The organism is Pseudonocardia yunnanensis (genome assembly GCF_039534065.1).
In the GTDB taxonomy this organism is placed as follows: domain Bacteria; phylum Actinomycetota; class Actinomycetes; order Mycobacteriales; family Pseudonocardiaceae; genus Pseudonocardia; species Pseudonocardia yunnanensis.
In genome coordinates this window covers 232,782-244,005 of sequence record NZ_BAAAUS010000002.1, presented here as the reverse complement: position 1 = coordinate 244,005, position 11,224 = coordinate 232,782, and the positions used below count along the sequence as shown (strand labels likewise).

The following is an 11,224-nucleotide window of genomic DNA, read 5'->3' as shown; positions in this document are numbered from 1 at the left end:
GACCCGCCGATCAGCTTCCCCCGCGGATGCTGCATACGCCGCCCGTGCATGTGCGGCTCGGGCTCGGACTCATACCGCCAGTCATGAAACGGGCTACCGACCGGGAACCCCAACGCCCCGGGCATGTGGACCATGACATCCCACAGATGATCCGGTCGCCCCGCCTCCAGCAGCAACACCCGGTTCGCCGGATCGGCGCTGAGCCGGTTGGCCAACACCGAACCCGCCGACCCCGACCCGACGACCACGAAGTCGACCACGCGGTCACTCTCGCCCGCGGCACCGTTGGAGGCAGTCATCGAACCCCGGTCCTCTCCGTGTGAGCGGTCATGCTGCGGTGGCACTCAGCAGCTCGCAGAGATCCGACCAACTGCCCGCAGTCCGGTCCCGCGCACTGATGTCCCTGACGTCGACGGGCCAACGGATACCGAGCACGGCGTCGTCGTACCGGACGGCGACGTCGGCAGCGGGGTCATGCTCCCGATCGATCCGGTAGCAGACGTCGGCCACGTCCGAGAGCGCCTGGAAGCCGTGCAGGAACCCCGGCGGGATGTACACGTGCACCATGTCCCGGTCATCGAGCCGCAACGCAATCCACCGTCCGAAGGTCGGCGACTGCGGCCGCGCGTCCACCACGATGTCGTGGACTGCGCCGAACGAGCAACGCACCAACTTCCCCTCCCCCGAGCCCTGCCGCCCATGCAGACCACGCACCACGCCACGATGCGAACGAGACTGCGAGTCCTGCCGGAACGTCGCAGGTTGCAGCCCTACCGACTCCGCAACAGCCGCATCGAACGTGCGACTGAAGAACCCCCGCGTGTCACGGTGCGGCGTGGGCTCGAAGAGCAGAACGCCCTCCAGTTCGGTGCGACGCACCATCATGTCTGATCCCCCTGAAACGGAAAGCCCGCCGCGATTGCGACGGTCCCGATAAATCTGCCCGTAAGCGTGCATACGCCGTGGCAAAGCAAGCTCGTTACGCGCACGACGCGAGATTGTAAGGAGCGCCGCCTGAAGCGGCCCGGAGAAAACACCGAGATCACCTATCTTCCCAGCGTATCCACAGCAACATGCGTCTCAGCTGGATGTCCTGACAAAACGCAGAGTAGACAGTGTCGTTCACCACAGCGAGTGCCGCCCGACCCGAGAGTCCCCCACCAAGACCAATGACGGGCAACGGCACGCCAACGGTACCGCTTCTTGATCGGCGCAATCGGCGGATCCGGTTCCCCCACTCGTCGGTTGTGCGCGTGTGGCTCCGGCGAGTTCAGTTGGCCCCGCCGCAGGAGGGGGTAACCCGAGATGAAGCCCTTTGTCGTGAACCGGCACGGACGGATCGTTTTCCCTGCGAACGTCCTCGGAGCACTCGACTTCTCAGTACTCGACACAATCGATCAGTTCAGAGCCGTGATCGGACGCGACTTCGAAGCGAAGGCCCCGACCGGCACCGACATCCTCGCCCGGGTCAACTCCGGCGAGTACCCGAACCGTTTCGCGCTGCTGCGCGACCTCGGCCAGAACCTGTACTGGGTCAACCGGTACGCGTTGCCGATGTTCGACAAGCGGCCAACCCGCTGGCGGGACATGCCACGGAACCGCTCCGATGTCTTTCTCCCCCTGCTCCACCCCTGGGAGGACGCCGACCGGAAGGTGGCCGCCGTCGAGCAGGCCTACAAGGAGTTGCCAGCCGCGTGGGACGCCGACGCCGAAGGTCGGATCTTCGACCTGCTCTTCGACGTGTTCCGGCACAAGCGCCACCAGGCCACCGAGCTTCCGGTGATCCCACCGACCGTGGCCGAGATGACGGCACGGCCGGACGCGCTGACCTACGTGCTGCACCAGCACGACCCCGACTACCCGGTGTTCCGCTCCGGCGAGATCCTCGATGCCGACGAGGACGTGCCCGAGCTTGAGGCACTCCTGCGATGGGCGATGGTGCTGCACAACCAGTACCCCTGGACGCGCGAGCACACCGCCCTGCGTCCGGTGAGCACCATCGGCGACGACGACTTCGTGATCGCCCTGCATCCCCGCAGCCGCGAGGTCGCGGCATTCATCGACCGGGCCCGGGCCGAGGACGCGGAGGGCGCACCGGTCGCGTTCGGGTCGACGGGCAGACCGGTGATCGAGGCGCGGCCGCCGATCCGGCCCTACCCGCCCGTCCGCGTGCGCGAGGCGTTCGCGGTGGCGCCGAAGCTGGAGGCCCTGTCGGTCGTCCGAGGCGAGCACGTCTGCAGCAACGACGACGTCATCCGGAACTCGTGCTTCTCGTGGTCGCCGATGAGTGCCGCGGAGATCAGCGCGAAGACCGGCATCGAGCAGCGCCGTTACTCGGCGCGTCCGCTCGAGCAGCTCGCGCTCGACGCGGCGCGGGCCGCGCTGGCGCACGCCGGACGTGCACCGGAGGAGATCGGCGCCGTGCTCGTGGCGACCTGCACGAGCAATCGCCTGATCCCGTCGACGGCGTGCTGGCTCTCCGGCGAGCTCGGGATCCTGCAGACGCACGCGTCGGTCGATCTGGTCGCGGCCTGCGCCGGTCTGCCCTACGGCCTCGCCGAGGCGGTGCGGCAGCTGCAGGAGGTACGACGCCCGGTGCTGCTGGTCTGCGTCGAGAAGTTCTCCGACAAGATCGGCAGCATCCGGACCTCCCGGATGATCTTCGGCGACGGCGCCGCCGCGATCGTCGTCGCGCCTGCCGCGGCGGACGAGGCCGGTGACGTGCAGGTGCTGCAGACCTACGCCAGCGGCCCGGCCAGCGAGGTGAACTCGATCGTCTGGCCGAACCCGGAGTTCGACAACGACATCACGGTGTACGGGCCCGAGGTGAAGTCGCTGGTGCGGCGCTACCTGGCACAGATGATCTCCGAGCTCGAGGAGCAGCGCGACCCCGACTCTCCCGACCGGTGCCTGCTGGAGAGCATCGAGCTGATCGTCCCCCATCAGGCGAACAAGACGATGGTGGTCGACCTCGCGCGCAAGGCGGGACTCAAAGAGGAACAGCTCTACTTCAACATCGCCGAGATGGGCAACGTCTCCGCCGCGAGCATCCCCATTGCGCTGTATGACGCCGTCCGCGACGGCGTGATCACCGGTCCGACGCGGGTGTTCGCGCCCGGCTTCGGCGCCGGTGCCGTCGGCGGGTACGCGGTGCTCACGATGGACCCCGCGATCGCAGCCCCGGAGCCGAGCGAGGCAGTGGCCGACCTGCCCGCGCCGCGGCCACCTGCCGGCCCCACGAGCGAGGACGTTCGGGTCGCATTCGGGCAGTAGCGCGGCGTGAGCGGCGTCATGTCCCGGGTACACCCCCGGGGAAGACGAGAAATACGTGGCCCGAGCCAGGAGGCCGCGGGCGGGTGGACGTCGACGAAAAGGGGCTCGACATGACCGACCAGAAGGTGGCCATCGTGACCGGGGGCGCGCGCGGTATCGGCGCTGCGATCACCAGTGTGCTGGCCCACTCGGGCGTGCACGTGGCTGCGGGGTACAGCAGCAACCGGCAGGCCGCCGAGGAACTGTCCGAGAAGCTCAAGGCCGACGGCTGCTCGGTGTCGGTGCACCAGGGCAACGTGGGCGAACCCGGTGACTGCCGCCGGGTGGTCGACGAGGTGCTGACCGAGCGGGGCCGGGTCGACCACCTGGTCAACAACGCCGGCATCACCGTCGACAAGACCATGAAGAAGATGTCGGTGGACGACTGGCATGCGGTGCTGCGGATCAACCTCTCCGGCGCGTTCTACATGTCGAAGGCTGTGCTCGACCACATGCTGGAGCGTGGCTCCGGGCGCATCGTCAACATCAGCTCGGTGATCGGGCAGAAGGGCAACATCGGTCAGGTCAACTACGCGGCGTCGAAGTCCGGCTTGTTCGGCATGACGCAGAGCCTGGCCCTGGAAGTGGCCCGCAAGGGGATCACCGTGAACTGCGTGGCCCCCGGCTACGTCGAGACCGAGATGGTGGCCGCGGTGCCGGAGAAGGTGCTCGAGAAGATCGTCTCCGGCATCCCCGTGGGACGGCTGGCGCAGGCGCACGAGATCGCCCGAGCGGTGCAGTTCCTCGTGGACGACGAGGCCGGGTACATCACCGGGTCCGTCGTGTCGGTCAACGGCGGCATGGACATGTAGACCACACGGTCGGTCAGCGCCGACCGACCGGCTCTGCGTCGGCAGCCGATCCCCACCGCAGGGCTCACGGCCCGGGCTCGCGGCTCGCCGGAAACGGGGAGGCGACGTCGGCCCGCCGGAAATACCTGCGGCCACGCGATCCTCCCTCTTTCCGTGAATTGACTTCCAACTTTACCTGCGATTAACACTCAGCACACAGACGGCGTGTTCGAAACTGTAATAGTGATCATCTGGTGACGCAAGAACCACGCGTTCATGGCGGGAGGATGACCACTCTCCGGCCACACCCGACCCGGCATTGTGATCGTCCGAAGTGAGGCCGTTGGCGCCCGCTCTTCGATCACTCGGTGGGGCTACCCACGCCCGCCGTTGAAGCTCGTCCGCCTGCGGCGATCGATTTCCCCCGAACAGGGAGATCACCAGCAGAAACGAGCGGATCGGGGGCTGTTTTCCGCGGCGAAGCGGCGTAACAGTCGTCACATGTCGAAACTCAAGGTGTTTGCCGGGTTCATCCCGTGGATCGTCTTCAGCCTGTTCGCCACCAGAACAGGGACGGGCACCGTGGCCACCGCCGGGTTCCTGGCGTTCGTCATCGCAGTGCTGTTCATCATTCGGGACGTCCGCCGCGGCGAGTCACCCAAGGTGCTCGAGGTGACCGGAGCAATTGCGTTCGCGGTGATTGCCATCGCCGCCCTCGTGGATCCGAGGGCGGATGCCTTCCTCGCCACCTACGGGCGCTCACTCGCCACCTGGACGCTGGCGATCGTGATCTTCGCAATGCTGCCGTTCATGCCGTTCACCGAGCAATATGCGCGGGAGAGCGTGCCCCGCGAGTACTGGCACACCGCCCGGTTCCGGTCGATCAACCGCCGCATCAGCGCCGCATGGGGCGTCGCGATCGCCGTGATGGCGGCGAGTCACCTCCTGGCGGCGCTGTTCATCTCCGTGGGGACCGACGTCGGCGTGCCGAGCAGGCCGATCGACCTGTTCTTCAACTGGATCCTCCCGATCGTTGCGATCTGGTGGGCGGTCAGCTTCACCATTCGGCACAGCAAGGGCCCGGAGGAAGCGGCTCAGACGCACGCCGCCCGCCGGTCCGAGGGGCGGCGCCGGACCGCGTGACCAGCGGAACGTCGCCGTACCTGTCAGCCGATGGAGTTGCTCGGCCGCGATGAGGACTCGTGGCGCGGCGCACGGGGCACTCCGCGCGCGTGACGGCACATCCGGCGAAACCCGCGGGGGCCATCACGGCCGACCCGACCAGCCCGGAAGGACCGACAATGACGACCTCCCAGTCCGTCCGTCCCGCCGCCACCGGCTCCCGTGCCCTCACCGGCGGGTTCTTCACCGACACCGACTTCGACTTCGAGACGCGCCTCGCCCTCGGTGCCACCGCTTACGGCGTCGGCGATCCGGGCAGCGTGCTCGCCACCGTCAACGGCATCGCGGACGGCGACCGGCGGGGCTGGTTCTCCGCCTGGACGCACAGGGGCGACCAGTTCGCCGCGCTCGGTGTCGCGAGCGCCGCCGATCCACCCGGGGCCATGTGGGCGCACCTGTCCGCGTCGGCCGCCTACTCCCGGGCCCTCGCCGCGGTGGACGGCCTGCCCGCCGGCGAGGCCGCCGACCTCATGCTCCCGACCTTCCGGAGCTCGCGCCGCAGCTGGAACGCGATGATCGACTCGTCGGGTGGCCGATTCGTCCGCGTGGAGATCCCCTACGAGGGAGCGACCCTGCCGGGTTACCTGCTGCGGCCCGACGCCTCCGGTGCACCGCGCCCGACCTTCGTCATGACCAACGGCAGCGACGGCGCCCTCACCGGTCTCTGGTCGTGCGGCGCTGCGGAAGCACTCGCGCGAGGGTGGAACGCCTTCGTGTACGACGGACCGGGCCAGCAGTCCCTGCTGTTCGAACGCGGGGTGACGTTCCGTCCCGACTGGGAGGCCGTGCTCACGCCAGTGGTGGACGCGCTCGTCGAACGCGCCGACGTGGACGCTCAGGCGCTCACGGCGTACGGGATCAGCCAGGCCGGGTACTGGCTCCCCCGGGCTCTGGCATTCGAGCACCGCTTCGTGGCGGCCGTGGCCGATCCGGGCGTCGTCGACGTGTCGACCTCCTGGATGGACCACATGCCGCCGGAGATGATCGCGCTGCTCGACAACGGCCAGAAGGACACCTTCAACGGGTACATGGCCGAGGTCGGTGGCCAGGATCCCGACCTGGAACGCACCTTCGCCTTCCGCGCCCGCCCCTACGGCATCGACGACCCCTTCGACCTGTTCACCACGGTGCGCACCTACCAGCTTCGCGACGTCGCCGCACAGATCCGCACTCCGCTGCTGATCACCGACCCGGAGGACGAGCAGTTCTGGCCCGGCCAGTCCAAGCAGCTCGCGGGCCTGCTGAAGGCACCACACGAGCTCGCGCCGTTCGGCGTGGCCGACGGGGCGAACTTCCACTGCCAGCCCCTCGCACCTCGCCAGAGCGCCCATCGGATCTTCGGCTGGCTGTCCGGGCACCTGAACGCCGACAGGACCTCCTGAGACCGCCGGATCGGGCGGATAGACGAACGAGCGGCCCGCTCACCCCGACCTATCGCACGAAAGCGCCGCTCGTCCACCTCCCGAGCCGGGCGGTATCGGACGGAGGAACGCCGCGGGCGGTGCGGTATGACTGAAGTAAGCTTCCGGTATGACTGCTGAGCGTGTGACGGTGAGTCTCCCGCCGGACGTACTGAGCAGCGCCCGCGAAGCAGTGGCCGCCGGCGCAGCCGAGAGTCTGTCGGCGTTCGTCGCCGACGCCCTGCGCAACCAGCTGACGCGGGCCCGCGCACTGGCCGAGCTCGAGCGCGTGCTCGGCGGACGCCCACCGCGTGAAGTGCTCGACACCGTGCGCCGCGACCTGGGACTCGCGTCCGCGTGATCGGCGGCCGTGTGCTCGACGCCTCAGCCGTGGTCGCGTTCGCCTCCGGGAGGTCGGTGTACTCCGCCGCCCTGGTGTGGACCGCCGTCGAGGAAGGGCTCGTGCTCTCGATTCCCTCCACGGGGGTCGCAGCGGCATGGGCGCTGCTGGACGAGAAGGACCGTCCGGTGCTGGAGGTTCTGCTGCAACTACCGGTGGCCGTCATCGACGACCTCACCGCCGCGCGCGCCCGCACGGTCGGCTGGGCGGGCGGCGAGCTGCTCGAGGCTCACGCGCTGCTCTGCGCGCGGGATCGCGGGTGGCCACTGGTCACGAGGGACGCCAGCCGCTACGTCGACACCGACCTCGCAGGCGTCGACCTCGAGCAGTTGCCCTGACAGCGGCGAACGGCCCGGCACGTCAGACCGCGTAGGTGTGGTCCGGCACGTCGCTGATGAACATGTACCCGGGCGCGTGGGTGATCGCGAACGGCGGCCGGGACGTCATGATCGCGGCCTGGGGCGTCACCCCGCAGGCCCAGAAGACGGGCACCTCGCCGTCGCGGATCTCGACAGGGTCGCCGAAGTCGGGAGCGGACAGGTCCGTGATGCCCAGCGCCTCCGGCTCGCCGATGTGCACCGGAGCGCCGTGCACGGAGGGGAACTGGCCGCTGATGCGCACCGCGTCGGCCACGCGGTCGGCGGCGATCGGCCGCATCGACACCACCAGCGGGCCACTCAGGCGCCCGGCGGGCCGGCACTGCCGGTTGGTGCGGTACATCGAGACGTTGCTTCCACGGCTGATGTGGCGCACCTCGATGCCCGCCGCCAGCATCGGCGTCTCGAAGGTGAAGCTGCAACCGATCAGGAACGCGACCAGGTCGTCGGACCAGTAACGGGTGATCTCGTCGGGCTCGTCGACCAGCTCGCCGTCGCGCCACACGCGGTAGGCGGGCAGGTCGGTGCGCAGGTCGGCGCCTTCGGCCAGGGCGGTGTAGGGGCTGCCCGGCTCGGTCACGTCGATGATCGGGCACGGCTTGGGGTTGCGCTGCCCGAACAGGAGCGTCTCGTAGGCGTACTCCCGCGGGACGACGATCATGTTGGCCTGCGCATATCCGGGCGCCCAGCCTGCGGTCGGCACCCGCACGCCTGCGCGGAAGCGGCTACGAGCCTCGGCAGGGCCGATGCTGGAGGCGGCAGGGCCCTGGACCGGGAGGGCCGGTGCCGGAGTGGACGGAGCTGGGATGGTCATGGCGCTTCCTCAGTGAAAGATCGATCCGATGGAAGTCAGTGAGACGACGGCCGCGTAGGCGGTGAACAGCCAGGCCGCGACGCCGACGGTGAGCAGCACGGTGGGATACCGGTAGCGCTCGATCAGGTCGCGGCGGCGCAGCGCGACCCACAGGATGATGGCCAGTCCGACCGGCAGGACGAGGCCGTTGATCGCACCGGCGAACACCAGCATCGACTGCGGCGTCTGCCCCGCGGCCACGAACACGACGGTGGCCAGCGCGATCAGCACGATCACCGTGCGGTTCATGTGCCGGCGGATCGGGGCGGCGTAGGACCGCAGGAACGTGGCGGTGGTGTAGGAGTTACCGATCGTGCTGGTCATCCCGGCCGCCCAGAACACCAGTCCGAACAGGTGCAGTCCGACGGGGCCGAACGCGGCCAGGAAGCTCGAGCCTGCCGCGTCGTTGGGGTTGGCGAGGTGCACCCCGGTGGCCACCACACCGAAGAACCCGAGGAACAGCACGATCCGCAGGATGCATGCCACCAGGATGCCGGTGAGAGCACCGCGGTTGATGCGGGAGACATTCCCGACTCCGGTGATCCCGCTGTCGATGAGGCGGTGGGCGCCGGAGTAGGTGATGAAGCCGCCGACGGTGCCGCCGATCAGCGTGAGGATCGGCAGGAACGGCAGGCCCTGCGGGTCCACGGTGCCGACGACCGCCTCACCCACGGGCGGAGCCGTAACGGCGACGAGGGCGACGATCAGCCCGATCTTGACCAGGCCGAGCACCACCATGACCCGGTCGACCGCGGTGAAGACCGACTTGCCGAGGAAGATCGCGATGGCGAGGCAACCGCTGATCGCGGTGCCGATCCGGGAATCGATGCCGAGCAGGTCGTGCAGCCCGAGGCCCGCGCCGGCGACGTTGCCGATGTTGAAGACGATCGCGCCCAGCACGACGAACGCGCTGAGGATCTGGCCCGCACCGGGGAAGACCTTGCTGGCGAGATCCTGGGCCCGCTGCCCGGAGATCCCGAGGATCCGCCACACGTTCAGCTGCACCGCGATGTCGATGAGCATCGAGACCACCACGGCGCAGGCGAACGAGGCCCCGTAGAGCACCGTGAACGAGGCGGTCTGTGTGATGAAGCCCGGGCCCGCGGCACTCATCGCCATCAGTACGGCGGCACCGAGCAACGGGGGCACCCGAAGTCGTACCCGACGTGGCACGTCCCCGGTGGATTCATCCGTGCTGGTAGCGCCGTCCATCACACTCCTCGCTCGCGACTGCGAGTGAGTCTAGGTTAGACGTCAGACGTCTAGCCTAAAGAGTGAGAGGTGCCATGACGGGAAGCCGACCGTCGGTCTGGATCCAGGACCTGACGTGGGAAGAAGTGGATTCCTACCTCCAGCACGATCGAATCGCGATCGTGCCGGTGGGCAGCACCGAGCAACACGGGCCTGCCGGTGTGCTCGGCGTCGACACCTATGTCGCGATCACGCTGGCAGAGGACGTGGCCGAGCGCACGGGCGTGCTCGTGGCGCCCCCGATCTGGTACGGCGACTCGTCGCACCACGGTGGCTTCCCCGGCACGATCACCATCCGCCCGGACACACTCACCCTGCTCATCCGGGACGTGGCCCGCAGCCTGGCGCGCCACGGGTTCGATCGGATCATCCTGCTCAACGGGCACAAGGGCTCGAACCTTCCCGCTCTGAACAGCGCGGTGCGTGTGCTGCACGACGAGGAGCTTCCGCAGGTGCTCTTCGCCGTCGCCGATCCCCTGCACCTGGCCCGCTCCAGCGCGCCCACGATCAAGGAGACGAACGAGCACCACGCCGGTGAGCTCGAGCTCTCCCACGTGCACTACCGCTACCCCGGCAAGATCCGCACCGATCGCCTGACCGACGCCTCCGTGGACTTCGACGAGGTGTTCGGCGGGTTCGTCGGCAACGATCTGTTCGGTCCTGCCCCGGACGGCGTGGAGATCATCTGGTCGGGCGACGAGCAGCGCGCCTTCACCCCGACCGGGAGCTTCAGCTCTTCCCTCGGGCTCTCCGAGGAGAAGGGCAAGCGCTACCACGACCACATCGTGACCAGGCTCGCCGAGCTGGTGGAGTGGCTGCGGGGCTACCACGGACCGATCGGCAAGCCGTCGGACGGCTGAGCCCATGGCCACGAGGAAGACCGGTGATGCGGCGCTCGCCGAGCTGCTGCAGGTCGAGGCCATCACCACCGACTGCTACCGGCAGGTGCGCGACCAGCTGCGCGAGGTGGTCATCCGGCTCGGTGCGAACGGCACGCTCCGGCTGCCGTCCGAGGCGGAGCTCTCGGCCGCGCTCGGCGTGAGCCGGGCCACCCTGCGTTCCGCGCTGCAGGCGTTGCAGCAGGAAGGGCGCATCCGCCGGCTGCACGGGCGCGGCACGTTCATCAACCGGTACGCGCTGGGCGTCGGCGCCAACCTCGCCGAGGCCGGTCCGTTCGTCGACCTGCTCGGCCGCGCCGGGTACGAGCCGTCGGTGCGGGTCGTCGACCAGCAGGTCGTCGAACTGGAACAGGACGACGCGACGGCGCTGTGCCTCGACGCCGGGGCGCAGGCGGTGCGGATCGAGCGGGTGTTCGAGGCGAGCGGCGAGCCCGCGGTGCACAGCGTCGACCTCGTGCCGGCCCACCTGCTGGGCGGGGACCCGGAACACCTGGATGCCCGCCGGTCGACCTTCGAGTTCGTCGAGGCCCACGCCGGGCTGCCCGTCTGCTACTCGGTGGCCGAAGTACGTCCCGTGCTGCCCTCCCCCGCATTGGCGGAGACGCTGCGGATCCCCGCGACCCATCCGCTCCTGCGGCTGCGGCACATCCACATCCGCGCCGACGAGCAGCCCGTCGCCGTGACCGTGGCGCACGTCAACGACGAGTACCTCCGATTCTCGGTGATCCGTACCTACCTCGACGATTGAGGAACAACCCC

11 protein-coding genes and 1 pseudogene are annotated in these 11,224 nt (G+C 68.8%); 8 read left to right on the top strand and 4 right to left on the bottom strand.

The features are described 5' to 3' along the window. Together ABD743_RS04700 and rfbC are read right to left on the bottom strand one after the other, a co-directional pair. A pseudogene (locus ABD743_RS04700) lies at positions 1-299 on the bottom strand (choline dehydrogenase); the annotation flags it as partial. A gap of 28 nt (positions 300-327) precedes the next feature. Continuing rightward, a complete protein-coding gene (gene rfbC, locus ABD743_RS04695; RefSeq protein ID WP_344719216.1) occupies positions 328-885 on the bottom strand; it encodes a dTDP-4-dehydrorhamnose 3,5-epimerase in 558 nt (185 codons plus the stop codon). Positions 886-1,305: 420 nt separating this feature from the next. Here rfbC and ABD743_RS04690 point away from each other — a divergent pair, with 420 nt between their 5' ends. The 6 genes from ABD743_RS04690 (at position 1,306) to ABD743_RS04665 (ending at position 7,423) form a co-directional block, all read left to right on the top strand. Next, positions 1,306-3,273: a 3-oxoacyl-[acyl-carrier-protein] synthase III C-terminal domain-containing protein gene (locus ABD743_RS04690; protein ID WP_344719214.1), complete on the top strand. Its 1,968-nt coding sequence runs from the start codon at positions 1,306-1,308 to the stop codon at positions 3,271-3,273. An 83-nt stretch (positions 3,274-3,356) separates the two neighbouring features. Then, the gene (locus ABD743_RS04685) at positions 3,357-4,124 is read left to right on the top strand and encodes a beta-ketoacyl-ACP reductase (protein WP_344719212.1); all 768 of its coding nucleotides are present in this window, start codon (positions 3,357-3,359) and stop codon (positions 4,122-4,124) included. A gap of 480 nt (positions 4,125-4,604) precedes the next feature. Then, a complete protein-coding gene (locus ABD743_RS04680) occupies positions 4,605-5,246 on the top strand; it encodes a hypothetical protein (protein ID WP_344719210.1) in 642 nt (213 codons plus the stop codon). Positions 5,247-5,404: 158 nt separating this feature from the next. Next, positions 5,405-6,667, top strand: coding sequence for an alpha/beta hydrolase family protein (locus ABD743_RS04675; RefSeq protein WP_344719208.1), 1,263 nt, complete (start codon positions 5,405-5,407; stop codon positions 6,665-6,667). A 148-nt stretch (positions 6,668-6,815) separates the two neighbouring features. Beyond that, on the top strand, positions 6,816-7,046 hold the full coding sequence (locus ABD743_RS04670) for a hypothetical protein (protein WP_344719206.1): 231 nt from the start codon (positions 6,816-6,818) through the stop codon (positions 7,044-7,046). Continuing rightward, positions 7,043-7,423, top strand: a complete 381-nt coding sequence (locus tag ABD743_RS04665; RefSeq protein WP_344719204.1) for a hypothetical protein — start codon at positions 7,043-7,045, stop codon at positions 7,421-7,423. The genes ABD743_RS04670 and ABD743_RS04665 overlap by 4 nt, the downstream gene beginning before the upstream one ends. Positions 7,424-7,445: 22 nt before the next feature. Here ABD743_RS04665 and ABD743_RS04660 read toward each other — a convergent pair whose 3' ends face one another. Both ABD743_RS04660 and ABD743_RS04655 read right to left on the bottom strand, forming a co-directional pair. Next, on the bottom strand, positions 7,446-8,210 hold the full coding sequence (locus ABD743_RS04660) for a putative hydro-lyase (RefSeq protein ID WP_344719229.1): 765 nt from the start codon (positions 8,208-8,210) through the stop codon (positions 7,446-7,448). A gap of 75 nt (positions 8,211-8,285) precedes the next feature. Further along, entirely contained in the window at positions 8,286-9,527 is a 1,242-nt protein-coding gene (locus ABD743_RS04655) for an NRAMP family divalent metal transporter (protein WP_344719202.1), read from the bottom strand. A 74-nt stretch (positions 9,528-9,601) separates the two neighbouring features. Between ABD743_RS04655 and ABD743_RS04650 the strand changes: the two genes are divergently transcribed. Together ABD743_RS04650 and ABD743_RS04645 are read left to right on the top strand one after the other, a co-directional pair. Further along, the gene (locus ABD743_RS04650) at positions 9,602-10,426 is read left to right on the top strand and encodes a creatininase family protein (protein ID WP_344719200.1); all 825 of its coding nucleotides are present in this window, start codon (positions 9,602-9,604) and stop codon (positions 10,424-10,426) included. A gap of 4 nt (positions 10,427-10,430) precedes the next feature. After that, entirely contained in the window at positions 10,431-11,213 is a 783-nt protein-coding gene (locus ABD743_RS04645; RefSeq protein ID WP_344719198.1) for a GntR family transcriptional regulator, read from the top strand. The last annotated feature ends 11 nt before the right edge of the window (positions 11,214-11,224 follow it).